The organism is Rhodoferax sp. U2-2l (assembly GCF_020594515.1).
Classification (GTDB): domain Bacteria; phylum Pseudomonadota; class Gammaproteobacteria; order Burkholderiales; family Burkholderiaceae_C; genus Rhodoferax.
Window position 1 is genome coordinate 136,299 of record NZ_JAJCTH010000006.1, and the last position, 23,408, is coordinate 159,706.

A 23,408-nucleotide genomic window follows, 5' to 3' on the forward strand; every position below is an offset into this window, starting at 1 on the left:
GCATGCTAACCATTCCGCTACAGCTTGTAAAACGGGGGCGCGGGCCGCAAGACGGGGCTTTTCCCCGCACGGGCTGCTGGTGCCGACCGGCGGCTCAGCCGTCTTTGCGGCCCAGTTTGCGGTACAGCGTGGCGCGGCTGATGCCCAAAGCACGCGCCGCGTCGGTGACGTTGCCAGCGGCTTGCTCCATGGCCTGGCGGATCATCGAGGCCTGCATCTGGCGCATCGGCACACCGCTGGCGCAGTGGCCCTCCCCCTGGGTGCCGCCGTGCTGCGAGCGGGTGGCCAGGGCGCGCAGGCGCAAGCCGCCGCGCAGCGCCACATCCAGCGTGGCATCGGTGCGGCCCGCGGCATCAAACAGCGCCTGAAACGGCAGGCCAAACACCTCGTTGGCATGCACGCCCGGGGCCTGCCCATGTCCCAGCCCATGTTCCAGCCCGGGCACGATCTGGCGTGCCACGGTGTTGGCGCCGCTGACAAAGCCGTCGTCATCCAGCGCCAGCAGGGCGTCTGCCGTGCTGCCCAAGCCGTGGCCCGGCCAGTTCAGGCGCAGCAACAGCGCGTGCGGGGTGGCCAGCACCAGCGCGTTCTCAATCTGCGCGGCGGACTGCATCACCAGGTGTTTGAGCTCGGTGCGTTCGGGCACATCCACGCCGGTCAGGTCCAGCATGCCGGCGCAGCGGCCCTGCGGGTCAAACAGCGGGGCGCCGGCGCAGCTGTAGTGGGTGTTGTCCAGAAAAAAATGCTCGCCCCGGTGCAGCCACACCGGCTGCTGTTCGGCCAGCGCGGTGCTGATGGCGGTGGTGCCGATGCGTTGCTCCGACAGGTCGGTGCCGATGCGGGTGATCAGGCTGGCGCGCGGGTCACGCGCATCGATGGGGCCGCTGGTGCCCAGCACAATGCCTTCGGCGTTGGTCAGGATGGCGAAATAACCGGTGTGGCCAATGGCCTTGCCCAGCCCTTGCATGATGACATGTGCTGACTGCAGAAGGCGGCGGTTGGCTTCCAGGGTGCGCTGGCACTGGGCGGTGCTGATCACGTCAAACTGCACGGGTTGCTGTGGCTGCAGACCCAGTTGCAGGCAGCGTTGCCAGGACCGTTCGACCCAGGGCGAGGTCAAACCGGTGCCACCCGCACGACCTTCGTCCAGGACCAGATGGCGTGCCTGCGCAATGGCGCTGCTGCGGTGCAGCGCCGATTCAGTGACTAAAGAAGGCAAGGCGTTTGGCGTGGTCACGGGCGAGCTTTGCGGGTTGGAAAAAAGCCTGACGGAGCGCCATTATGGGCAACTGCGGCCAAGCCGGGGCGGTGCGTCAGAAGGCCCCAGACGGGCCCCTGGCGTCTCAACTTGAGAATTTCCAGCAATGCGCGGGTGCTTCTCAGGGTTAGTCCTAAGTGGTTCGGTGCCTCGAATGTCAACAATCACCAGGCAATCTGGAACATAGGAACGGCGCTGCATAGGTGCTGTTTCGCCCCCGTTTATTACCCTCAGGAGACACACATGCAAAAGGTGTTGCACATCAACGCAGACAAATGCACCGGCTGTCTGCAGTGCGAAATGGCTTGCGCTTTCGAGAACTACGGCACCTTCGCCACGGCCAAATCGCGCATCAAGGTTTTCAACTTTCACCATACCGGCAAAAAAGTGCCCTACACCTGCACCCAGTGTGACGAAGCTTGGTGCCTGCACGCCTGCCCGGTGGAAGCCATCACGCTGGACAAACTCACCGGCGCCAAGGTGGTCAACGAGGCCACCTGTGTGGGCTGCAAGGTCTGCACCATTGCCTGCCCGTTTGGCACCATCAACTATGTGCAGGAGACCGGCAAGGTGCAGAAGTGCGACCTGTGCGGCGGCGACCCCGCCTGCGTGGACGCCTGCCCCACCAGCGCCATCACCTTCATCGACGCCAACTGGACCGGCCTCTCCAAGATGGAACAGTGGGCCAACAAACTGGGCAACCAGGTCGCCGCTTAACAAAACTTTGCGGGTCAGACCACGTGGCGTTGCCAACGTATGCTGACCTCAACATTTGAGGAGAACACATCATGTCATGGGCTGGAAAAATCCTTCGCGTCAACCTGACGGCTGGCACCGTTGCCGTGGAACCGCTGAACATGGAATGGGCGCAGGCCTACATCGGTTCGCGCGGTTTGGGCACCAAATACCTGGTGGAAGAGGTGGATGCCACCGTGGACCCACTGTCCATCGAGAACAAGATCATCTGGGCCACCGGCCCGCTGACGGGCACGATGGCCTCCACCGGCGGCCGTTACACCGTCATCACCAAAGGCCCGCTCACCGGCGCCATTGCCTGCTCCAACTCAGGCGGCTACTGGGGCGCCGAACTCAAGATGGCCGGCTGGGACATGGTCATTTTTGAAGGCAAGAGCGCCAAACCGGTCTACCTGTACATCAACGACGACGTGGTCGAACTGCGCGACGCCGCCCACCTGTGGGGCAAGAGTGTCTGGCAGACCGAAGAAATCATCAAGAAGGGCCTGCAAGACCCGCTGGTGCGCGTGTCGTCCATCGGCAAGGCCGGTGAAAACGGCGTGTTGTTTGCCGCGGTGGTGAACGATTTGCACCGCGCGGCGGGCCGCTCGGGTGTGGGCGCGGTCATGGGCAGCAAAAACCTCAAGGCCATTGCGGTGCGTGGCACCAAGGGTGTCGGCAATCTGCGTGACCCGAAAGCCTTCATGGCGGCGGTGAAAGCCTCCAAGAAAGTACTGGCCGAAAACGGCGTCACCGGCACTGGTCTGCCCGCCATGGGCACCCAGGTGCTGATGAGCGTGATCAACGAAGTGGGTGCCTTGCCCACCCGCAACCACCAGGACAACCAGTTTGAAAGCGCCATGGACATTGGTGCCGAGGCCATGGCCAAACCGCGTGCGACGGACGGCAAGAAACATCTGGTGACCAACCAGGCCTGTTTTGGCTGCACCATCGCCTGCGGGCGCATCAGCAAGATGGACGAAGGCCACTTCACCATCGAAAACAAGCCGCAATACCGCGGTGCCAACGGCGGTCTGGAATACGAAGCGGCCTGGGCGCTGGGCGCTGCCAACGGCGTGAACGACCTGGAATGCCTGCAATACGCCAACTTGCTCTGTAACGAGGAAGGCATCGACCCGATCAGCTTTGGCACCACCGTGGGTGCCGTGATGGAGCTGTATGGCATGGGGGTGTTGACCAAGGAGCAGATTGGTATTGAGGCACCGTTCGGTTCGGCCCGTGCGCTGGCGTTTTTGGCCGAAGAAACCGTCAACGGCCGGGGTTTTGGCAAGGAAATTGGCCAGGGCTCCAAACGCCTGACCGCCAAATACGGTCACCCGGAGCTGAGCATGAGCAGCAAGGGTCAGGAGTTCCCGGCCTACGACGCACGCGGCATCCAGGGCATTGGCTTGGCTTACGCCACCAGCAACCGGGGTGGCTGCCACCTGCGCGGCTACACCATCGCGTCGGAAATTCTGGGCATCCCGGTCAAGACCGACCCGCTGGAATCCGCAGGCAAGCCCGAGCTGGTGAAAGCCTTCCAGGACGCCACCGCCGCGTTTGACTCGTCGGGCCTGTGCATCTTCACCACCTTTGCCTGGGGCCTGCAAGACCTGGCGCCGCAAATGCAAGGGGCCTGTGGTGAGCAGTACACCATCGAAGAATTGGCCAAGATCGGTGAGCGCATCTGGAACATGGAGCGCGAGTTCAACAACCGCGCCGGGTTCACCAAGGCGGACGACAGCCTGCCACCACGTCTGACCAGTGTGGAAGGCGCCTGCAAGACCGGCCCGGCCAAAGGCAAGTTCAACGAACTCGCGACCATGCTGCCGCTGTACTACGAAGCCCGTGGCTGGGACCCGGAAGGCCGCCCGACGGCTGAAACCCGCGAACGCCTGAGCCTGTAGGTTTTTTGGGGTCGGATCACCGTAGAGAGCGAAGCGAACGTAGTGTGCTCTGACCCCAATAAACCGGACCACACCACATAAATTAGCGGTCTTCAAGGCCGCTTTTTTCCGGAGTATCAACCATGACCCACCACGTGATTCTGGGCGCGGGCCCGGCTGGCGTGATCGCCGCCGAAACCATCCGCAAACAGGCCCCGCAAGACGACATCACCCTGATTGGTGATGAACCCGAGCCGTCTTACTCGCGCATGGCCATCCCCTATCTGTTGATGGGCAACATCGACGAGAGCGGCACCTACCTGCGTAAAAGCCCGACCCACTTTGCCGACCTGCGGGTCAATCTGCGGCTGGACCGGGTGCGCTCTGTGAACGCTGCATCCCGAACCATCGTGTTCAAAAGTGGCGACACGGTCAGTTTTGACACCTTGCTGGTGGCCACCGGCTCCCACCCGGTCAGCCCGCCGATTCCCGGCATCAAATCCGAAGGTGTGCACACTTGCTGGACGCTGGAAGACGCCCGTGCCATCGCCGCACTGGCGCAGCCCGGGGCGCGCGTGCTGCAGCTTGGCGCCGGTTTCATCGGCTGCATCATCATGGAAGCGCTGGCCGCGCGCGGGGTGAGGTTGAGTGTGGTCGAGATGGGTGACCGCATGGTGCCGCGTATGATGGGCCCGGTGGCGGGCGGCATGATCCGTGACTGGGTCGAGTCCAAAGGGGTGGAAGTGTTCACCGCTACCCGTGTCGAATCCATCGAACCTGGCAAGCCGCTGCAGGTGAAGCTCTCCAACGGCAAAACCATGCTGGCGGACCTGGTCATCAGCGCCGCAGGCGTGCGCCCGGCGATTGGTTTTCTGGAAGACTCGGGCATTTTGTGCCTGCTGGGTGTGTTGACCGACGAACATCTGCAGACCAACGTGCCAGGCATCTTTGCCGCTGGCGACTGTGCCGAAGCGTTTGACAAAATCTCCCGCAAAACCATGGTCAGCGCCATCCAGCCCAACGCCTCGGACCAGGCGCGTATCGCGGCCAGCAACATGGTCGCCTACGCACGCGGTCTGGAGGCCAAGGCGGTGCTCAAAGGCGTCACACAAATCAATGTGCTCGACACACTCGGCTTGATCTCGACCAGCTTTGGCGACTGGCAGGGTGCCACGGGGGGTGAACATGTCGAGATCACCGACAAGGCCGCAGGTAAACACCTGAGCCTGCAGTTCAAGGACGATGTGCTGATTGGCTGCAACAGCGTGGGTTGGACGCAGCATGTGGGCGCGATGCGCGGCCTGGTCGAAGGCCAGATCAAACTGGGCGCCTGGAAAGACAAGCTGATGCAAGACCCCACCCGTCTGGTGGAGGCTTACCAGGCCGCAGCTCACGGCCAGGCCGACTGGTCCGGCGCACACGACAAACACCGGCGATGATCCGCCCATGAAAATCACCTTCAAACTGTTCGCGACCCTGACCGACTACCTGCCCACGCAGGAAAAGTACACCAATGCGGTGGACCTGGAGGTGGCGCCGGGCACCACCATTGGCCAGGTGGTGGAGGCGCACCGGCTGCCCGCCAAATGGGTGCATCTGGTCTTGGTGAACGGCACCTATGTCGCCCCGGAGCAACGCATGGCGCATGTGCTGCAGGAGGGTGACACGCTGGCCATCTGGCCACCGATTGCCGGTGGCTGACGCTGGATTGCAGCGACCCCTTCATGCAGTCTTTTTACCCGGAACGCTTCGAGCGTGAGATGGCCTGCAGCGAGGCCGACTGGCTGCGCTGGCTGCCTGGCGCCGTGGGCGACCTGCACTGGAAGCAGCAGCCCGGCAGCGCGGGTGTGCGCATCGGCGACGGCGCGCTCGGCCTGAAATGGCAGATGGCCGCCCCGCGTGTGATCGGTCAGATCAGCCTGCCGGTGCTCAAGGTGAGTTTCCGGTTCGCCGGGGTGGATGACCAGCAGCGCCATGCGTTCATGACGCGGTTTGACTTGTACATGCAGCGCGGGGGTGGCTAGCTTTTTTGAAACGGCAGGTGTTGGCCAACGCCAACCAAGCTCAAGTCGCCTCGACGGAAATCGCCCTGGGCGCTGGCTGGCGGTCAAGAAAAAACCCGCCGAGGCGGGTCCTTGTGCAAACGCGCAAGCAGCTTATTTCTTCGCAGCGCTGGCTGCTGGCTTGGCGGCTTCGGCTTTGGGTTCATTGGTATCGGCCTTCTTGGCATCCGCTTTTTTTGGCGGCGGGCGCGGCCCCCTTGAAGGCCTCGCCATTGACGGTCAGGCCGTCGTCTGAAAATTTGGCGGCATTTTTGTCACCCACGCCTTGGACGCGGTCGAGGAAATCGGCCCAGTCCTTGAAAGCGCCTTTTTTGCGTTCGTCCAGAATCTTGGTGGAAATACCGGGGCCGATGCCTTTGATGCTGTCCAGGTCGGCAGCACTGGCTTTGTTGACATCGACAGCGGCGAAACTGGCGGCTGCATACAGCATGGCCACGGTGGTCAGAATTTTCTTCAGCATGGGTGAACTCTCCTGAGGGTTGGATGGTTTTGTGACGTGATACTGGCGGGATGTCGGCGCACCTGCCATTCACAAAACCAGTGTACGGCGCCCTTTTGCACCGACTCAAGAGATATTTGAATCCGACTGCGCAGCGCGTCAAATCTGTCTGTTTTGCATCATCCACGCCACGTAGCTGGCCACGCCGGTCTGCACGTCAGCAAAGTGATGGTCGCAGCCGGTGGCGCGCAGCGCGCTCAGGTCGGCCTGGGTGTAACACTGGTATTTGCCACGCAACGCGTCCGGGAAGGGGATGTATTGCAGCAGTCCTTGATCGACCAATTCCTGCAGCGACAGGGCGGGTTGGCCCGCCAACTGGCGCAAACTGTTGACGACCGAGCTGGCCACGTCATTGAAGGGCTGGGCGCGGCCGGTGCCCAGATTAAAAATGCCCGAGATGCCCGGATGGTCAAAAAACCACAGGTTCACCGCCACCACGTCGTCAATAAAAACGAAGTCGCGCATTTGTGAACCCGCTGCATAGCCGCCATAGGCGTCAAACAGTTTGACCCGGCCTTCCGCCTGGAACTGGTTGAACTGGTGGAACGCCACGCTGGCCATGCGGCCTTTGTGTTGCTCGCGCGGGCCGTACACGTTGAAATAACGGAAACCCACCACCTGCATGGTTTTGCCAGCAAAGGCGCGCTCAAACTGCAGGCCGCATTCGCGGCGCATGCGCTGGTCAAACAGCAGCTTGGAGTAGCCGTAGACGTTGAGCGGGCGCTCAAAAGCCGGCTCTTCGCGGAAGGTGTCCGAACCGCCGTAGGTGGCTGCGCTGGACGCATACAGCAGCCGGGCGCCGCGCTTCTGGCACGCGTGGTACAGCTGCAGCGAGGTGGCAAAGTTGTTCTGCATCATGTACTTGCCATTGCTTTCCATGGTGTCGCTGCAGGCACCTTCGTGGAAGATCGCTTCGACCTGGCCGTAGCTGCCACTGGCAAACGCGTCGTAAAACACGTCGGCGTCGACATAGTCGGCAATCTGCAGATCGGCGATGTTGCGGAACTTGTCGCCTTGTGTCAGGTCGTCCACCGCGATGATGTCGGTGAGGCCGCGGGCATTGAGCCCCTTGATGATGTTGCTACCAATAAAACCGGCTGCGCCGGTGACAACGATTCGGGTCATGCGAACAACTCCTCATAAGAAACAGTGGCGGTGCCAAATTTGCCGACCACCAGGCCGCCGGCCCGGTTGGCCAGCGGCAGGGCCTCACGCAGGGTCAGGCCAGCAGCCACCAAAGCCGCCATCGTGGCGATCACGGTGTCGCCGGCGCCGGTCACATCGAACACCTCGCGCGCCTGTGCACTCACGCTGACTTGACCTGCGGCGTCAAACAGTGTCATGCCTTCCTCGCTGCGGGTCACCAGAATGGCCTGCAGGCCCAAGCGTTCACGCAAAGCCTGCGTTTTGGTTTGCAGCTCGACTTCATCTTGCCAATTGCCAATCACCTGTTGCAACTCGGCGCGGTTGGGGGTGATCACCGTGGCGCCCTGGTAGCGTGAGTAGTCGCTGCCTTTGGGGTCGATCAGGATCGGCTTGCCTGCTGCTTTCGCGCGGGCAATCATGTCGCTCACATGCGCCAGGCCGCCTTTGCCGTAGTCGGAGAACAGCACCGCGTCATGCCGTGGCAGCAGGTCCAGGAAGGCAGCGGTTTGGGAGGCCAATATTTCAGTTTTGGGCGTGTTCTCGAAGTCCATGCGCAGCAACTGTTGCTGGCGGCCAATCACACGTAACTTCACCGTCGTTTTGAGCTCGGCATCGCGGCCAAAATGGGCCTGGATGCCGGTTTGGGCCACCAGCGCTTCGAGCTTGTGGCTGGCTTCGTCATCACCCACCACCGTGAGTAACGACGCTTGCCCGCCAAGCGTGACCACGTTGTAGGCCACGTTGGCTGCGGCGCCAATGCGTTCTTCCTCACGGGTGACGCGGACCACTGGCACCGGAGCCTCCGGGCTGATGCGGTCAACGGCGCCGTACCAGTAACGGTCCAGCATCACATCACCCACGACCAAGACGCGGGCCTGACTCAATTGTTCTTTGGAGATGGTCATAACTCTTCCACCCGCCGTGCGGGGTAACTGTCCCAGGTCTGGCAACCCGGGCATTGCCAAAAATGCTGCGTGGCTTCAAACCCACAGGCGGCGCAGCGGTAACGCAACAGCGGTTTGACCGCGTGGTCCAGCGCCCGTTGCACTTGGGGGTGAAACTGTTCGTCTTGAAATTTCTCGCCAGCCATCCAGCGGGTGGCGGCCACCAGGGAGGGTTCGCGTTCCAGGTGGCGGGCGTACCAGTCACGATCGGTCATGCTGGCGGCGGGGGTGCTGGCCGACAGCCGGACGATGGCTTCCAGCACGTCGAGTGAGGCGCTTTGCTCGTACACCACCTGCAAGCGGGCCAGCGCCTGCGTCACACTGCCCAGCCGCAGCGCGATGTCTGCTAGCGGCGCAGCCATCAGCGGGATCGCCGTGGGCGCATGGGTCATGGCGTCCAGTAACGTCTGTTGAGCCGCGGCCAACTCACCGGCACCGGCTTGCAGTTGGGCCAACGCCATGCGTGCCCGCGCCGCTTCAGGCGCTGTGGCAATGGCTTCCTGCAGGCGCGCACGGGCGGCGTCGGGCTGCTTGTGCGCCAGGTCGTTAGCGGCCTGTTCACACAGGTAGTGCGCCAGCCTTTGGCCAAAACTGCCTTGTTGGGCGCGCTCCAGCTTGTGGGCGATCTCCGCCGCCAGCACCCAGTCGCGGCTGCGTTCGTAATTGGCCAGCAGCGCCAGCCGGGCCTCCGTCTCGAAGGCGGTGCCCTCCAACTTGTTGAGCGCGGCCTCGGCACGGTCCAGCAAACCGGCCTTGAGGAAATCAAGCGCCAGTGCGTGCTGGGCGCGGTGGCGGTCGGTCTGGCTCAGGTCCGCGCGTGACAGCAGATGCTCATGCACACGCACGGCACGCTCGTACTCGCCACGCCGACGAAACAGGTTGCCCAGCGCAAAGTGCAGCTCGGAGGTGTCGGGGTCGCTCTGGACGGCTTCAATGAAGGCGTCGATGGCCTGGTCCTGCTGCTCGTTGAGCAGGTAGTTCAAGCCCTTGAAATAGGCTTTGGGCGCCCGCTGGTTTTCAAACCGGATCTGGCGCAGATCGAACCGGGACGCCAGCCAGCCCAGCCCAAAAGCCAGTGGCAACCCCAGCAGAATCCAGCTCAGGTTAAATTCCATCAGCGTAGGCGGGTGCGGTGGCGGGTGATGCCACGGCAGGCGCCAAAGGGGCCGGGCTGGTGGTGGATGTCCAGGTCGGGGTGGGCGCGGGTGTGCTGGCCAGGCGGCGCTGACGCCACCACCAGGGCACCATGCCGAAGACGCCCACAGCCACGCCAGCGGCAAAAGCGGTCAGCACCACCAGCACTTGGGGCGCCTGCCACTGGTTGCCAAAAAAGAAATGCACCGTGGTGTCTTGCTGGTTGTTCAGCGCAAATGCGAACAGGGTAAAAAAAATGGCTGCTTTAAGCATCCACTTAAGCAACCATAGTAGTTTGTTCATTGGCGTTTTCCCGTGTGGCCAAAAATTTTAACGCTGGTGGCGGTCAAAGCGCCATCAGGCGCGTCAGCCGTTGGCGGTTTGGGTCAATTCTGCCGTGCGCTGGTCCACCGCTTCACGCAGGGCTTTACCAGGTTTGAAGTGGGGGACGCGCTTTTCGGGAATGGCCACACTCTCGCCGCTGCGCGGGTTGCGGCCCATGCGCGGGGCGCGGTAGTTCACGGAGAAGCTGCCAAAACCACGGATTTCAATGCGGTGACCGCGCACCAGCGCGTCGTTCATCGCGTCCAGAATCGCCTTCACGGCAAACTCGGCGTCACGCTGGGTCAGTTGACTGAAACGTGCAGCAAGTTCTTCAACAAGATCAGAACGGGTCATGGTGGTAGGCCTGAAACGAAGAAAAAAACGACCGGTGCACGCGGGTGCAACCGGTCGTCAGTTCAATGGGGAATCACCCGATCAGTTGTTGTCCAGTTTGGCACGCAACAAAGCGCCCAGGCTGGTGGTGCCAGCGTTTTCGCGGGCAGACTGCTGGCTCAGGGTTTGCATGGCTTCGTTCTGGTCAGCCGCGTCCTTGGCCTTGATCGACAACTGGATGTTGCGGGTCTTGCGATCCACATTGACCACCACAGCGGTGACTTCGTCGCCTTCCTTGAGCACGTTGCGTGCGTCTTCGACGCGGTCACGGCTGATTTCGGAGGCGCGCAGGTAACCAAGGATGTCTTCGCCGAGGTCGATTTCAGCGCCCTTGGCATCCACGGTCTTGACCTTGCCGGTGACCACGGAACCCTTGTCGTTGATCGACGAGAAGGTGGTGAACGGGTCGGAGTCGAGTTGTTTGATACCCAGGGAGATGCGTTCGCGGTCAACGTCCACAGCCAGCACCAGGGCTTCGACTTCCTGGCCCTTTTTGTACTCGCGCACAGCGGCTTCGCCGGTTTCGTTCCAGGACAGGTCGGACAAATGCACCAGACCGTCGATGCCAGCAGCCAGACCAACGAACACGCCGAAGTCGGTGATGGATTTGATCGGGCCCTTGACGCGGTCGCCGCGCTTGGTATTTTGCGCGAATTCTTGCCATGGGTTGGCCTTGCATTGCTTCATGCCCAGGCTGATGCGGCGCTTGTCTTCGTCGATTTCCAGAACCATGACTTCGACTTCGTCGCCCAGGGCAACGATCTTGCTCGGGGCCACGTTCTTGTTGGTCCAGTCCATTTCGGACACGTGCACCAGACCTTCGATGCCGGGTTCCAGTTCCACAAATGCGCCGTAGTCGGCGATGTTGGTGATCTTGCCGAACATGCGGGTGCCTTGCGGGTAGCGGCGGTTCACGCCCATCCACGGGTCATCACCCATTTGCTTCAGACCCAGAGACACGCGGTTCTTCTCGGTGTCAAATTTCAGGATCTTGGCGGTGATTTCCTGGCCAGCGGTCACCACTTCAGACGGGTGACGGACACGGCGCCAAGCCATGTCGGTGATGTGCAGCAGGCCGTCGATACCACCCAGGTCGACAAACGCACCGTATTCGGTGATGTTCTTGACCACACCGTGAACAATGGCGCCTTCTTTCAGCGTGTTCATCAGCTTGGAGCGTTCTTCGCCCATGGAGGCTTCCACCACGGCACGGCGGCTCAGCACCACGTTGTTGCGCTTGCGGTCGAGCTTGATGACCTTGAATTCCAGGGTCTTGTTTTCGTACGGAGACAGGTCCTTGGTGGGACGGGTGTCAACCAGAGAGCCGGGCAGGAAGGCGCGGATGCCGTTGACCAACACGGTCAGACCACCCTTGACCTTGCCGCTGGTGGTGCCAGTAACAAATTCGCCGGATTCGAGGGCCTTTTCCAGGCTCATCCAGGAAGCCAGACGTTTGGCGGTGTCGCGCGACAGGATGGTGTCGCCGTAGCCGTTTTCGATGGAGCCGATGGCCACCGACACGAAGTCACCGACTTGCACTTCGGTTTCGCCCTGGTCGTTCTTGAATTCTTCCAGCGGCACATAGGCTTCGGATTTCAGGCCAGCGTTGACCACCACAAAGCTGTGTTCGATGCGAACAACTTCAGCGGTGATCACTTCGCCTGGGCGCATTTCTGTGCGTTGCAGGGACTCTTCAAACAGGGCGGCAAAAGATTCAGACATTTTTTGTGTGGCATTAACGCCACGGGGTTAAGTTTTGTGAACCTCACCTGCGGTGCGCAGTGCAGCGCGAGAAGGCAGATAAGGGCCGGTTGCAAGGGGATCAGTCCCTGCGGGTACAGCCCTTGAGAAGGTTCAAAAGGGCTGTTTGCCTTGCCACCAGCCCAATACCAGATCAACCGATTTTTCAACCGATAAATCCGAGTTGTCCAGCAACACGGCGTCTTGTGCGGGTTTTAAAGGAGAGGCGCTGCGGGTTTGGTCCCGCTTGTCCCTGGCTTCCAAATCAGCGCGAAGACTATCGAGTGTAGTTGAAATCCCTTTTGAAATCAACTGTTTGAAACGCCTTTGTGCACGCTCTGCGGCACTGGCGGTCAGAAACACCTTGAGTGGGGCCTGCGGAAAGATCACCGAGCCCATGTCGCGCCCGTCAGCCACCAGCCCGGGCAGGCGGTGAAAGCTGTGCTGCAGGTCGACCAAGGCTGCGCGAACCTGGGGCAGGGCAGACACTTTGGAGGCGTTCATGCCATTGGCTTCCGAGCGGATAGCCTCGCTCACGTCGACCCCATCCAGCAGGATCTGCCCGGCGGTGAAAGTGATCGACAGGTCTTGCACCAGACGGGCGATGGCGACCTCGCCGCTTGCGTCAATCGGCAAGCCAACGTTGCTGGCTGCCAACGCCGTGATGCGGTACATCGCACCGGAGTCCAGGAAGTGGTAACCCAGGCGTTTGGCCAGTGCTGCTGCCAGCGTGCCTTTGCCTGAGGCCGTGGGACCATCGATACAGATCACCGGAATGTGCTGGCGGCTGGTCTGGACCAGCGAGAACAGCGCCTCAAAATAGTCCGGGAAGGTTTTGGCCACACATTTCGGGTCTTCGATGCGCACCGGCAAGCCCGCCGGGTTGAAGGCCGCGAGAGAAAAACACATGGCCACGCGGTGGTCGTCGTAGGTGTGGACGCTGGCGGGTTTCCATGCCCCCACGCTTGTCGCTTCGCTTACTGCGCTGCCCCCCGAGGGGGCCGTGCCTGGCTTGGGGCTGCCCGGCGCGGCGGCGATCGTCGGATTCGGCAGTGGCAACACCCGGATGAAGTCAGCGCCTTCTTCCACCGTCGCGCCGAGCTTGCGTAATTCACAAGCCATGGCCGCGATGCGGTCGGTTTCCTTGACGCGCCAGCTGGCGATGTTGCGCAGCGTGCAGGGGCCGTCGGCGTACAGCGCCATCACCGCCAGCGTCATGGCGGCGTCGGGGATGTGGTTGCAGTCCAGGTCAATCGCCTTGAGCGGCCAGGCACCGCGTGTGACCTCCAGCCAGTTCGGGCCACTCGTGATCTGCGCACCCATCAACTGTGCGGCTTCGACAAAACGGATGTCGCCCTGAATGGAGTCGGCGCCGACACCCAAAATTTTGATGCACTTTTGGCCAATAGCCATTTTTGCAATTGCACCTAAAGCTATGAAATAGCTAGCAGATGAGGCGTCGGCCTCGACATGGATATCTCCCGGCGACACGATCCGGCTGCCCGCTGGAATGGTGAACCGCTGCCAGCCGTCGCGCTGCACCACCACGCCAAAACGCGCCAGCAGGTTCAGCGTGATCTCAATGTAGGGGCGCGAAATCAGCTCACCCACCACCTCGATGGTGATGTCTTGTGCAGCCGCCGGGCCGCCCCAAGGCTGCACAGCCCCCTCGGGGGGCAGCGAGGACATGCGTTCCGAGCTCCCGCTCGGCCCGGGGTCAGTGCCGAGCGTGGGGGCGCGGTGCATCGCAACAAGGGGCAACGCCATCAGCAGTGCAGTCAGGAACTGGCTCGACACATCCCCGCGCACCCGGATCGGTTGCGACACGTCCAGCTTGGGCTGGCCAATGCGCAGCGGCGGGTAACCAGGGTTCTCCAGGTAATCAATCTGGCAACCCAGTTGGCGCAGTGCGTCCACCAAATCACCAATCGGACGCTCGTGCATCCGTGCCACGCCGCGCAATTCATAACTGCCACCCATCACCGCCAGCGCAGCGGTGAGTGGCCTGATGGCGGTGCCCGCGTTGCCCATGAACAGCTGGGCTTGTGCTGTTTTCGGCTTCCCGCCCAGACCCTCTATGGTGACCGTGCTATGGTTTTGTTCAACCCCGCAACCCAGTTGGCGCAGCGCTTCGAGCATGACGCGGGTGTCGTCGGAGTCCAGCAGGTCGTGCACCACGGTGCTGCCCTGACTCAGGGCGGCCAGCAGCAGAACCCGATTCGAGATGCTTTTGGAGCCGGGCAGGGTGATGGTGCCACCGGCGGTTTCTAGGGGGGGAAGATCAAGGAAAGCGGTGGTGAACATGCGCAGCGGGACTCACGGTAACTGGTTCATGCGCCAGGCGGCGCGGGCGGTGCTGGCCTGGGTGATCAGGGCTTCCAGCGTCTGCTGGTCACCCGCCAACATGGCGGCTTCAAACAGGGCCAACTGATCGCGGAAATGCTGGCATTGGGTCAGCAACTCGGCCCGGTTGGCCTGCAGAATGTCGCGCCAGACCTTGGGGTCGCTGGCGGCAATGCGGGTGAAATCGCGAAAACCCGGCCCGGCCAAGCCCATGTAGCCGGCCCCTTTGCTCTGCCCAATCACCGAGTTCATCAGGGTGAAGGCCAGCATGTGGGGAAGATGGCTCACCGCCGCAAAAGCAGCGTCGTGGGATTCGGGCGACATCTGCACCACTTTGCAGCCTAGCGCGCTCCAGACCTCGGTCGCGCATTGGGTGTGGGTGGCCAGCGTGAGATCGGTGGGCGTCAGGATCACCTGTTTGCCCACATACAGCTCGGCGTCGGCATTGTCGACACCAGCGAGTTCCTTGCCCGCAATCGGGTGCGCCGGCACAAAAGAGCCAACCTGGTCGCGCAGGCCGCGCGCCGCTGCCTCGACCACGTCACCCTTGGTGGAACCCACATCCATGATCAACATGCCGGGCGTGACCATGTGTTTGATGGCCTTGAAGGTGGCCTCGGAGGCTGCCACCGGTACCGCCATCAGCACAATGTCGGCGCCCGACACCGCCAGCAAGGCCGATGGGGCTGCCACGTCGATGACCCCCATCTGGCAGGCGCGCTCGGTGGTGGAGGGTGACTTGCTGTAACCCACGACACGTTTGACCAGGCCCGCCTGTTTGAGTGCCAGGGCAAAGGAGCCACCCATCAGGCCGCAGCCGATCAAGCCCAGTTGTTCAAACATCAGACCTCCCGACAACTTGACTGTCGCCCAGGCCGAGCGACCCAAACGGTTGAGGTGGGGTGGGCCACAGGCTCATTCCGCCACCGGGTAGGTACCCAGCACCTTGTAGAAGGCACACAGGCTGCGCAACTCTTCAAGCGCGGCAGCCACATGTGGCTCGGACGGGTGGCCGGCCAGGTCGATGTAGAAGTAGTACTCCCACTGGCCGGAGCGCGCCGGGCGTGACTCAAAACGGGTCATCGACACCCCATGCCGTTTGAGCGGCACCAGCAGGTCGTGCACCGCGCCGGGCTTGTTGTTCACCGACACGATCAGGCTGACACAGTCTTTGCCGGTGGCTTGCGGCGCTGCCAGGGTGGTGGGCAGGCAGATCACCGCAAAGCGGGTGCGGTTGAAGGCGTCGTCCTGGATTGCGTAGGACACCACATGCAGGCCAAACTCGCTGCCCGCGCGTTCGCTGGCAATCGCGGCCCAGGCCGGGTTGGTGGATGCCAGGCGGGCACCTTCGGCATTGCTCGGCGCGGCGCGGCGGTCGGCATGCGGCAGGTGGGTGCTGAGCCAGTCCTGGCATTGCGACAGGGCCTGCGGGTGGGCGTAGACCGCCTCGATGTTGGACAGGCTGGGTTCCAGGCGAAGTAGGTTGTGGCGCACCAGAAAGCTGGTCTCACCGATGATGTGCAGGGGTGAGCTGAGCAGCAGGTCCAGCGTGCGCGAGACCACTCCTTCGGACGAGTTCTCGATCGGCACCACACCAAATTCGGCGCTGCCCGCCGCCGTGGCGCGGAACACCTCGTCAAAACTGACACACATGACGCGCGCCATGCTGCCGCCAAAAAACTGGATCGCGGCCTGTTCGCTGAACGTGCCTGCCGGGCCCAGGTACGCCACGCGCTGCGGCGCCTCCAGCGAGCGGCAGGCCGACATGATTTCACGCCAGATGATGGCCACGCTGTGGTCTTTGAGGGGACCTTGGTTGACGGCCTGCAGGTTGCTGATCACCTGGTTTTCGCGGTCGGGCCGGAACACGGTCGAACCGTCCAGGCGTTTGATCTCACCAACCTCATGGGCCAGGGCGGCGCGTTTGTTGAGCAGGGCAATCAGTTCCAGATCCACCGCGTCGATCTGGTTGCGCAATTCAGGAAGGGTCTTGGCCATCGTGTCGGTTCAGGTGGTAGGGCTGGGTGTTTGACTGGCGTTGGTGTGGAATCTCTGTGGGCAGGTACGGCCGACCGAAGTGGTCAGCCGTGCTGCGCTTCGAAGTCGCTTAAATAGGCCACCAGCGCCTGCACCCCTTCGAGCGGCAGCGCGTTGTAGATGCTGGCGCGCATGCCTCCCACCGACTTGTGGCCTTTGAGTTGCAGCAGACCACGTTCTTTGGCGCCAGCCAGGAAGGCTTCATTGAGACTTTCGTCACGCAGGTAAAACGGCACATTCATGCGGGAGCGGCAGCTTGGGTCGACCCGGTTGGTGTACAGGCTGGAGCGGTCGATGACCTGGTACAGCAGCTCAGCCTTGTCGATGTTGCGCGCCTCCATCGCGGCGATCCCACCCTGGCGCTTGAGCCACTTGAACACCAGCCCCGCGATGTAGATCGCATAGGTGGGCGGGGTGTTGAACATGGAGTTGTTCTCGGCCACGGTCTTGTAGCAGAAAGCGCTTGGGCAGATCGGCAGGGCACGTTCCAGTAAATCCTCACGTACCACCACCAGGGTCAAGCCAGCGGGGCCGAGGTTTTTTTGTGCACCACCAAAAGCCAGACCGACCCGTGACCAGTCGACTGGCCGCGAGGCGACGTGGGACGAGAAATCCACCACCAGCGGTGCATCACAGCCCAGCGCCTTTAGGTCTGGCAGGCTCTGGTACTCGACCCCGTTGATGGTTTCGTTGCTACAGATGTGCACGTAGGCTGGTTTGTTGCTGAGCTGCCAGCTGGTCGGGTCGACCAGCGTGGTGAAGCCGCCGCTTTTGGTGTTGGCAGCTTCCCGCACGGTGCAATAGCGCGCCGCTTCTTGCGCAGATTTCTGGCTCCAGCTGCCGCTGACCACAAAGTCCACCGCCTCCCCACGCGACAGGTTCAGCGGCACGATGGCGTTCTCGGCCAGGCCACCACCTTGCATGAACAGCAGTTTGAAGTGCGCTGGCACGGCCAACAGCTCGCGCAAGTCCGCCTCGGCTTCCTGGGCGATCTGGCCAAACTCCTTGCCGCGGTGGCTCATCTCCATCACACCCATGCCGCTGCCGTGCCAGTCCAGCATCTCGCCCGCAGCCTCTGCCAACACCTCTTCGGGCATGGCGGCCGGGCCGGCAGAAAAGTTATAAGGTCTGTTCATGCGAGGAATTGATAATAAATCGGGCTCCAGCCCTTATTGATTAAGGGCTAGTAGCTATATTTTTAGAAGTAATCAGGCATCGGGCGCAGCAGGCTCGTCGGAGGCCTCGTCGCTGCTGTCGTCGGGAGTTTTGACGATCGCGTCGTTTTCCACAATACGCTGCAGCCCACTGAGCTGCGAGCCTTCGTCCAAGCCGATCAGGGTCACGCCCTGGGTGGCGCGGCCCAATTCACGAATTTCGCTGACGCGGGTGCGTACCAAGACCCCCTTGTCGGTGATCAGCATGATCTCGTCATCGGCGTGTACCAGGGTGGCTGCAACCACCTTGCCGTTGCGCTCACTTTGCTGGATGGCGATCATGCCCTTGGTGCCACGGCCATGGCGGGTGTACTCCACGATGCTGGTGCGTTTGCCGTAGCCGTGTTGGGTGGCGGTGAGCACACTTTGGGACTCGTCTTCGGCCACCAACATGGCGATCACACTCTGACCCTCGTCAAGCATCATGCCGCGCACGCCACGTGCCTGGCGACCCATGGGGCGCACATCGTTTTCATCAAAACGCACCGCCTTGCCACCGTCACTGAACAACATCACATCGTGTTTGCCGTCGGTCAAGGCGGCGCCAATCAGGAAGTCGCCGTCGTCCAAGTCCACCGCAATGATGCCGGCCTTGCGTGGGTTGGAAAATTCGTCGAGTGCGGTCTTTTTGACGGTGCCCATGCGGGTCGCCATGAACACATACTGGTCTTCGGGGAACGTGCGTTTTTCACCAGTGAGTGCCAGCACCACGGTGATTTTTTCGCCCTCTTGCAGCGGGAACATGTTGACGATCGGGCGGCCACGCGAGCCGCGCGAGCCTTGTGGCACTTCCCAAACTTTGAGCCAGTACATGCGGCCGCGGTTGGAAAAACACAGCAGGTAATCGTGGGTGTTGGCGATGAAGAGCTGGTCGACCCAGTCGTCTTCTTTGGTGGCGGTGGCCTGCTTGCCTCGGCCACCACGCTTTTGGGAGCGGTATTCACTGAGCGGCTGGCTCTTGATGTAACCACTGTGGCTCAGTGTGACCACCATGTCGGTCGGGGTGATCAGGTCTTCGGTGCTCAGGTCAAACGAGCTGTGCTCCACCAGCGAGCGGCGTGCGCCCACCTTGGTCAGGCCAAACTCGGTTTTGATCGCGGTGAGTTCGTCGCCGATGATGATGGAGACCCGCTCCGGGCGGGCCAGGATGTCCAGCAGGTCGTCAATGACTGCCATGACTTCTTTGTACTCACCCACGATCTTGTCCTGCTCCAGCCCGGTCAGGCGTTGCAGGCGCATCTGCAGAATTTCTTGGGCCTGGGTTTCAGACAGGCGGTACAAGCCGTCGGCCTGCATGCCAAACTGCATCTCCAGGCCGTCGGGGCGGTAGTCGTCGGCGTTGACCACACCACCGTCGGCACGGGTACGGGTGAGCATTTCGCGCACCAGCTTGCTGTCCCAGCTGCGGGTCATCAACTCGGCCTTGGCCACCGGTGGGGTGGGTGACTCGCGGATGATGCGGATGAAGTCGTCGATGTTGGCCAGCGCCACGGCCAGGCCTTCGAGCACATGGCCACGTTCACGCGCCTTGCGCAGCTCGAACACGGTACGCCGTGTCACCACCTCGCGGCGATGGTTCAAAAAGACCGCAATCAGGTCCTTCAGGTTACACAGCTTGGGCTGGCCGTTGACCAGCGCCACCATGTTCATGCCAAAGGTGTCTTGCAGCTGGGTCTGTTTGTACAGGTTGTTGAGCACCACCTCGGGCACTTCACCGCGTTTGAGTTCGATCACCAGGCGCATGCCGGATTTGTCGGACTCGTCCTGGATGTGGCTGATACCTTCGATTTTTTTCTCGTGCACCAGTTCGGCCATGCGTTCTTGCAAGGTCTTCTTGTTGACCTGGTAGGGCAGCTCGTCAACGATGATGGACTGGCGCTGGCCCTTGTCGATGTCCTCGAAATGGCATTTGGCGCGCATCACGATGCGGCCACGGCCGGTGCGGTAGCCGTCTTTCACGCCGTTGATGCCGTAGATGATGCCGGCGGTGGGGAAGTCGGGCGCCGGGATGATCTCCATCAGCTCGTCAATCGAGGCTTCCGGGTTTTTGAGTAGGTGCAGGCAGCCATCAACGACTTCGTTGAGGTTGTGCGGCGGGATGTTGGTGGCCATACCCACGGCAATGCCGCCCGAGCCATTGACCAACAGGTTGGGCAGGCGGGTGGGCAACACCAGGGGCTCTTTCTCGGAACCGTCATAGTTGGGACCAAAGTCCACAGTTTCTTTGTCCAGGTCGGCCAGCAGCTCATGCGCAATCTTGGCCAGGCGGATTTCGGTGTAACGCATGGCGGCAGCGCTGTCACCGTCCACCGAGCCGAAATTGCCCTGGCCGTCGACCAGCATGTGGCGCATGGAGAAGTCCTGCGCCATACGCACAATCGTGTCGTACACAGATTGGTCACCGTGGGGGTGGTATTTACCAATCACATCACCCACGATACGCGCGGATTTTTTGTAGGCCTTGTTCCAGTCGTTGTTGAGCTCGTGCATCGCAAACAACACACGCCTGTGCACCGGCTTGAGGCCGTCGCGCGCATCCGGCAAAGCCCGCCCGATGATCACGCTCATGGCGTAGTCCAGATAGCTGCGACGCATTTCGTCCGCAAGACTGGTGGGCAAGGTTTCTTTGGCGAATTGGGTCATGGGGAGTTGATGCGAGGCAAATTCAGTAGAGTTCTGCGATTTTATGCGGTCAGGCTGTGGCTAGCCCGCAACGAAAACAGCAATTAGTTCACATGCCTCGACATTGCAGTGCGCTGTGTGCTGCTATCGCTTTTGTGTTGAATCGCTGTGTGGCACAATCAATTGAACGTTCCACGTGATAGGCATTGTGGGCGTCTGACTTAGTAACGCCGCGTCGCTGCGGCCTTTTTCATCCAGGAGAATCATGAAAAAATTGAACAAATTGGCGATGCTGATCGCTACCGCAGCTCTCGCAAGTGCAGCCGGTGCCCAGACCATTGATAACTGGCGTGCTACCGACGGTACCGTCTGGAAGAACGGCACCAACGAACTGTGCTGGCGCGACAATTTCTGGACCCCCGCTACGGCTGCCGCAACTTGCGACGGCGCCATCGTTCCCGTCGCTGCACCGGCTCCGGCCCCTGTTGCTGCACCGGCTCCTGCTGCTGCTCCCGCACCGGCACCTGCACCCGCAGTCGCCGCAGCCAAGGTGACCTACGCCGCTGACGCATTCTTTGACTTTGACAAAGCTGTGCTGAAGCCCGAAGGCAAAGCCAAGCTGGATGATTTGGCTGCCAAGGTCAAGGACATCAACCTCGAAGTCATCATCGCTGTGGGTCACACCGACGCTGTCGGCTCTGACGCCTACAACCAAGGTCTGTCGGTGAAGCGTTCTGAAGCTGTCAAGGCTTATCTGGTGTCCAAGGGCATCGAAAAGAACCGTGTTTACACCGAAGGCAAGGGTGAGTCGCAGCCTGTTGCCGACAACAAGACCTCTGCTGGCCGTTCCAAGAACCGCCGCGTGGAAGTCGAAGTGGTGGGTACACGCGCCAAATAAGCCGTCAGCTGCGCTGACCTGATCAAAAAAACCCGCTGCGGCGGGTTTTTTTATGGGCGCGTGAGATGGTTGGGCTTGACAGAACCCGGCAGGCATCTTGAGGTGCGTTCAGTTCGGTTGGTGCGCACGACTTTTGTTTCATTTTGTCGAAACGCTGTTTCAATAAAGGGTGGTTTGACCTAAAATCTGATCTGCGCAGAGTGGCGTGTCGCAAGGGTTGTTGTGTGCCGTGCCTTCGGGCGGTGCTCACCGTGTCGCACGTGATTGTTGAGACGAGCAGCCGCCTTGCTGTCCGAAGTGATTTTTTGAAAGTAGGTCGACGATGCAGATGGATGATGAGCTGGTGCAACGCCTGAGTGCCTCTCTGGAGTCCTTGAGTGAACGTATTGGTCGCTTGGCGATCGGTTTGGGCATCTCTCTGGACGACCCGCAAGCTGTGCAGAAGCTCATGGACCAGACGCAGATTCCTGCGATTGACAGAGAGCGTCGAGTCGCATCGGCAGACGGCCAAGCCAGTTTCACGCCGATGACCGGGGAACGGCGGGCAGCGCACCTGCGCGAGGAGTTGCGGGGTCTGCTGGTGCTGCGTTACCAACTGGAGACAGATATCCTGAAAGACAACGGCCTGACGGTCGTCCGCCAGGTCATTGAGCAGGCTGAAGGTCGCCTGATTCAACGAGGCTTCAAGCCGGGCGCCGATGGGCTCGATCTCGACAACTTCTTCAACGCTAAGTAAAACACATGAACCTTCCGTCAGATACCGAACTGATCGAGAACTATGTTTTCGACGAAATCAGCATTGGCCAGAGTGCCCGCCTGTTGCGTGCGCTCAAGTTGGAGGACATCCGGGCGTTTGCGGCTGTGTCCGGTGATACCAACCCGGCCCACCTGGACCCTGAGTACGCGAACGACACACTTTTTCATGGGGTGATTGCCCACGGCATGTGGAGTGGCGCCCTGATCTCTGCGCTGTTGGGCACCCAGTTTCCCGGCCCCGGCACGATCTACCAGGACCAGGCGCTGCATTTTGTCAAGCCGGTGCGGGTGGGTGACACGCTGACGGTGACGGTGACCGTGATCTCGAAGAACCCGGAGAACCACAGCATCGAGCTGGACTGCCAGGTGGTCAACCAAAAGGGGACGTGTGTCCTCAGTGGCATGGCCCGTGTGCTGGCGCCCACCGTGAAGGTGCGGCTGCCGCGTGTGGCGGCGCCGCAAATCCAGCTGTATGACCCGCAAATCAGGTTCAAGCAGTTGCTGTCCATGGGCGACAAGTTGGAAGCGGTGCGCTGCGCGGTGGTGCACCCTTGTGATGAAGGTTCGCTCAGCGGAGCTATGGACGCCGCGCGTTACGGTTTGATCGTGCCGGTGCTGATGGGCCCCGAGGTGCGCATCCGCCATGTGGCCGCCGAGGCGGGCATCGACCTGCATGGCGCCGAAATCATCAACCAGCCGCACAGCCACGCGGCGGCTGAGGCTGCGGCCGGCCTGGCCGCCAGTGGCGATGTCGAAATGCTCATGAAGGGCAGCCTGCATACCGACGAACTGATCCAGGCGGTGCTGTCGCAGGCGGTGTTGCGCACCGGGCGTCGCATGTCGCATGTGTTCCGCTTTGATGTGCCGCTGTACCACAAGCCGCTGTTGATCACCGACGCCGCACTCAATATTCGCCCGAGCCTGAAGGAAAAAATCGACATCATCCAGAACGCGATTGATTTCGCCCGGGTCATGGGTGTGGCGACGCCGAAGGTGGCGATCCTGTCGGCGGTTGAAACCGTCAACCCCAACATTCCGTCAACCATTGACGCCGCCGCCTTGTGCAAGATGGCCGAGCGCGGCCAGATCACCGGTGGTGTGCTGGACGGGCCGCTGGCTTTTGACAATGCCATTTCGATGCATGCTGCGCAGATCAAGCAGATCAACTCGCCGGTGGCGGGGCACGCCGATATTCTGGCGGTGCCTGATCTGGAAAGCGGCAACATGCTGGCCAAACAATTGGAGTATCTGGCCGGAGCCAGTGGCTCCGGTCTGGTGGTGGGCGCACGTATTCCGATCGCGCTCACCAGCCGCGCAGAGGGGCCGTCCAACCGTGTCGCCTCTGCACTTTTGGGCTTGCTGGCCGCACACAATGCGCGCCGCAGCCAACCTCGAACCGCCTGGTAGGAGTTTTTT

The 23,408-nt window shown here is 61.5% G+C and carries 21 protein-coding genes; 8 read left to right on the forward strand and 13 right to left on the reverse strand.

Annotated features, from left to right (window positions below; all coding sequences use genetic code 11):
- Positions 1 to 94: 94 nt before the first annotated feature.
- The gene (locus LHU53_RS07670; RefSeq protein WP_227331955.1) at positions 95 to 1,219 is read right to left on the reverse strand and encodes a helix-turn-helix domain-containing protein; all 1,125 of its coding nucleotides are present in this window, start codon (positions 1,217 to 1,219) and stop codon (positions 95 to 97) included.
- 282 nt (positions 1,220 to 1,501) lie between these two features.
- Here LHU53_RS07670 and LHU53_RS07675 point away from each other — a divergent pair, with 282 nt between their 5' ends.
- The 5 genes from LHU53_RS07675 to LHU53_RS07695 all read left to right on the forward strand — a co-directional run bounded on the left by LHU53_RS07675 (position 1,502) and on the right by LHU53_RS07695 (position 5,903).
- The gene (locus LHU53_RS07675; protein WP_227331957.1) at positions 1,502 to 1,975 is read left to right on the forward strand and encodes a 4Fe-4S dicluster domain-containing protein; all 474 of its coding nucleotides are present in this window, start codon (positions 1,502 to 1,504) and stop codon (positions 1,973 to 1,975) included.
- A 71-nt stretch (positions 1,976 to 2,046) separates the two neighbouring features.
- Positions 2,047 to 3,900: an aldehyde ferredoxin oxidoreductase family protein gene (locus LHU53_RS07680; protein WP_227331959.1), complete on the forward strand. Its 1,854-nt coding sequence runs from the start codon at positions 2,047 to 2,049 to the stop codon at positions 3,898 to 3,900.
- Positions 3,901 to 4,022: 122 nt separating this feature from the next.
- Positions 4,023 to 5,318 carry an NAD(P)/FAD-dependent oxidoreductase gene (locus LHU53_RS07685; protein ID WP_227331960.1) on the forward strand — a complete coding sequence of 432 codons (1,296 nt, stop codon included), beginning with the start codon at positions 4,023 to 4,025 and terminating at the stop codon, positions 5,316 to 5,318.
- Between the two features lie 7 nt (positions 5,319 to 5,325).
- A complete protein-coding gene (locus tag LHU53_RS07690; protein ID WP_227331962.1) occupies positions 5,326 to 5,580 on the forward strand; it encodes a MoaD/ThiS family protein in 255 nt (84 codons plus the stop codon).
- Between the two features lie 23 nt (positions 5,581 to 5,603).
- Entirely contained in the window at positions 5,604 to 5,903 is a 300-nt protein-coding gene (locus tag LHU53_RS07695) for a hypothetical protein (RefSeq protein WP_227331970.1), read from the forward strand.
- A gap of 181 nt (positions 5,904 to 6,084) precedes the next feature.
- On the opposite strand, the gene LHU53_RS07700 is transcribed toward LHU53_RS07695, so the two are convergent.
- The 12 genes from LHU53_RS07700 to gyrA all read right to left on the reverse strand — a co-directional run bounded on the left by LHU53_RS07700 (position 6,085) and on the right by gyrA (position 20,359).
- The gene (locus LHU53_RS07700; protein ID WP_227331978.1) at positions 6,085 to 6,402 is read right to left on the reverse strand and encodes a helix-hairpin-helix domain-containing protein; all 318 of its coding nucleotides are present in this window, start codon (positions 6,400 to 6,402) and stop codon (positions 6,085 to 6,087) included.
- Between the two features lie 138 nt (positions 6,403 to 6,540).
- Positions 6,541 to 7,566 carry an ADP-glyceromanno-heptose 6-epimerase gene (rfaD, locus tag LHU53_RS07705; RefSeq protein WP_227331980.1) on the reverse strand — a complete coding sequence of 342 codons (1,026 nt, stop codon included), beginning with the start codon at positions 7,564 to 7,566 and terminating at the stop codon, positions 6,541 to 6,543.
- The gene (gene rfaE1, locus LHU53_RS07710; protein WP_227331981.1) at positions 7,563 to 8,492 is read right to left on the reverse strand and encodes a D-glycero-beta-D-manno-heptose-7-phosphate kinase; all 930 of its coding nucleotides are present in this window, start codon (positions 8,490 to 8,492) and stop codon (positions 7,563 to 7,565) included. The genes rfaD and rfaE1 overlap by 4 nt, the downstream gene beginning before the upstream one ends.
- Positions 8,489 to 9,646, reverse strand: coding sequence for a lipopolysaccharide assembly protein LapB (gene lapB / locus LHU53_RS07715; RefSeq protein ID WP_227331983.1), 1,158 nt, complete (start codon positions 9,644 to 9,646; stop codon positions 8,489 to 8,491). Before lapB ends, rfaE1 begins: the two co-directional genes overlap by 4 nt.
- Positions 9,636 to 9,968 carry a lipopolysaccharide assembly LapA domain-containing protein gene (locus LHU53_RS07720; RefSeq protein ID WP_227331985.1) on the reverse strand — a complete coding sequence of 111 codons (333 nt, stop codon included), beginning with the start codon at positions 9,966 to 9,968 and terminating at the stop codon, positions 9,636 to 9,638. The genes lapB and LHU53_RS07720 overlap by 11 nt, the downstream gene beginning before the upstream one ends.
- A gap of 63 nt (positions 9,969 to 10,031) precedes the next feature.
- Complete coding sequence (locus LHU53_RS07725) at positions 10,032 to 10,343, reverse strand: integration host factor subunit beta (RefSeq protein ID WP_227331995.1); 312 nt, start codon at positions 10,341 to 10,343, stop codon at positions 10,032 to 10,034.
- An 81-nt stretch (positions 10,344 to 10,424) separates the two neighbouring features.
- Entirely contained in the window at positions 10,425 to 12,104 is a 1,680-nt protein-coding gene (rpsA, locus tag LHU53_RS07730; protein WP_227331997.1) for a 30S ribosomal protein S1, read from the reverse strand.
- A 132-nt stretch (positions 12,105 to 12,236) separates the two neighbouring features.
- Positions 12,237 to 14,426 (reverse strand): bifunctional 3-phosphoshikimate 1-carboxyvinyltransferase/cytidylate kinase, encoded by a 2,190-nt coding sequence (locus LHU53_RS07735; protein WP_227332004.1) that lies wholly within the window; start codon positions 14,424 to 14,426, stop codon positions 12,237 to 12,239.
- 12 nt (positions 14,427 to 14,438) lie between these two features.
- A complete protein-coding gene (locus tag LHU53_RS07740) occupies positions 14,439 to 15,308 on the reverse strand; it encodes a prephenate dehydrogenase/arogenate dehydrogenase family protein (protein WP_227332006.1) in 870 nt (289 codons plus the stop codon).
- Between the two features lie 72 nt (positions 15,309 to 15,380).
- The gene (pheA, locus tag LHU53_RS07745) at positions 15,381 to 16,463 is read right to left on the reverse strand and encodes a prephenate dehydratase (RefSeq protein WP_180132343.1); all 1,083 of its coding nucleotides are present in this window, start codon (positions 16,461 to 16,463) and stop codon (positions 15,381 to 15,383) included.
- A gap of 83 nt (positions 16,464 to 16,546) precedes the next feature.
- On the reverse strand, positions 16,547 to 17,638 hold the full coding sequence (serC, locus tag LHU53_RS07750) for a 3-phosphoserine/phosphohydroxythreonine transaminase (protein ID WP_227332008.1): 1,092 nt from the start codon (positions 17,636 to 17,638) through the stop codon (positions 16,547 to 16,549).
- 72 nt (positions 17,639 to 17,710) lie between these two features.
- Positions 17,711 to 20,359 (reverse strand): DNA gyrase subunit A, encoded by a 2,649-nt coding sequence (gene gyrA / locus LHU53_RS07755; protein ID WP_227332010.1) that lies wholly within the window; start codon positions 20,357 to 20,359, stop codon positions 17,711 to 17,713.
- A gap of 244 nt (positions 20,360 to 20,603) precedes the next feature.
- Here gyrA and ompA point away from each other — a divergent pair, with 244 nt between their 5' ends.
- The 3 genes from ompA (at position 20,604) to LHU53_RS07770 (ending at position 23,399) form a co-directional block, all read left to right on the forward strand.
- On the forward strand, positions 20,604 to 21,236 hold the full coding sequence (gene ompA / locus LHU53_RS07760; protein ID WP_227332012.1) for an outer membrane protein OmpA: 633 nt from the start codon (positions 20,604 to 20,606) through the stop codon (positions 21,234 to 21,236).
- Positions 21,237 to 21,564: 328 nt separating this feature from the next.
- Complete coding sequence (locus LHU53_RS07765) at positions 21,565 to 21,972, forward strand: hypothetical protein (RefSeq protein WP_227332013.1); 408 nt, start codon at positions 21,565 to 21,567, stop codon at positions 21,970 to 21,972.
- A gap of 5 nt (positions 21,973 to 21,977) precedes the next feature.
- Positions 21,978 to 23,399, forward strand: coding sequence for a bifunctional enoyl-CoA hydratase/phosphate acetyltransferase (locus LHU53_RS07770; protein WP_227332015.1), 1,422 nt, complete (start codon positions 21,978 to 21,980; stop codon positions 23,397 to 23,399).
- Positions 23,400 to 23,408: the final 9 nt, after the last annotated feature.

What these genes read in the sequence shown, in the direction of transcription:
- LHU53_RS07675 (WP_227331957.1), top strand. Translation starts at nt 1,502, where the DNA reads ATGCAAAAGGTGTTGCACATCAACGCAGACAAATGCACCGGCTGTCTG.
- LHU53_RS07680 (WP_227331959.1), top strand. Translation starts at nt 2,047, where the DNA reads ATGTCATGGGCTGGAAAAATCCTTCGCGTCAACCTGACGGCTGGCACC.
- LHU53_RS07685 (WP_227331960.1), top strand. Translation starts at nt 4,023, where the DNA reads ATGACCCACCACGTGATTCTGGGCGCGGGCCCGGCTGGCGTGATCGCC.
- LHU53_RS07690 (WP_227331962.1), top strand. Translation starts at nt 5,326, where the DNA reads ATGAAAATCACCTTCAAACTGTTCGCGACCCTGACCGACTACCTGCCC.
- LHU53_RS07695 (WP_227331970.1), top strand. Translation starts at nt 5,604, where the DNA reads ATGCAGTCTTTTTACCCGGAACGCTTCGAGCGTGAGATGGCCTGCAGC.
- LHU53_RS07700 (WP_227331978.1), bottom strand. Translation starts at nt 6,402, where the DNA reads ATGCTGAAGAAAATTCTGACCACCGTGGCCATGCTGTATGCAGCCGCC.
- rfaD (WP_227331980.1), bottom strand. Translation starts at nt 7,566, where the DNA reads ATGACCCGAATCGTTGTCACCGGCGCAGCCGGTTTTATTGGTAGCAAC.
- rfaE1 (WP_227331981.1), bottom strand. Translation starts at nt 8,492, where the DNA reads ATGACCATCTCCAAAGAACAATTGAGTCAGGCCCGCGTCTTGGTCGTG.
- lapB (WP_227331983.1), bottom strand. Translation starts at nt 9,646, where the DNA reads ATGGAATTTAACCTGAGCTGGATTCTGCTGGGGTTGCCACTGGCTTTT.
- LHU53_RS07720 (WP_227331985.1), bottom strand. Translation starts at nt 9,968, where the DNA reads ATGAACAAACTACTATGGTTGCTTAAGTGGATGCTTAAAGCAGCCATT.
- LHU53_RS07725 (WP_227331995.1), bottom strand. Translation starts at nt 10,343, where the DNA reads ATGACCCGTTCTGATCTTGTTGAAGAACTTGCTGCACGTTTCAGTCAA.
- rpsA (WP_227331997.1), bottom strand. Translation starts at nt 12,104, where the DNA reads ATGTCTGAATCTTTTGCCGCCCTGTTTGAAGAGTCCCTGCAACGCACA.
- LHU53_RS07735 (WP_227332004.1), bottom strand. Translation starts at nt 14,426, where the DNA reads ATGTTCACCACCGCTTTCCTTGATCTTCCCCCCCTAGAAACCGCCGGT.
- LHU53_RS07740 (WP_227332006.1), bottom strand. Translation starts at nt 15,308, where the DNA reads ATGTTTGAACAACTGGGCTTGATCGGCTGCGGCCTGATGGGTGGCTCC.
- pheA (WP_180132343.1), bottom strand. Translation starts at nt 16,463, where the DNA reads ATGGCCAAGACCCTTCCTGAATTGCGCAACCAGATCGACGCGGTGGAT.
- serC (WP_227332008.1), bottom strand. Translation starts at nt 17,638, where the DNA reads ATGAACAGACCTTATAACTTTTCTGCCGGCCCGGCCGCCATGCCCGAA.
- gyrA (WP_227332010.1), bottom strand. Translation starts at nt 20,359, where the DNA reads ATGACCCAATTCGCCAAAGAAACCTTGCCCACCAGTCTTGCGGACGAA.
- ompA (WP_227332012.1), top strand. Translation starts at nt 20,604, where the DNA reads ATGAAAAAATTGAACAAATTGGCGATGCTGATCGCTACCGCAGCTCTC.
- LHU53_RS07765 (WP_227332013.1), top strand. Translation starts at nt 21,565, where the DNA reads ATGGATGATGAGCTGGTGCAACGCCTGAGTGCCTCTCTGGAGTCCTTG.
- LHU53_RS07770 (WP_227332015.1), top strand. Translation starts at nt 21,978, where the DNA reads ATGAACCTTCCGTCAGATACCGAACTGATCGAGAACTATGTTTTCGAC.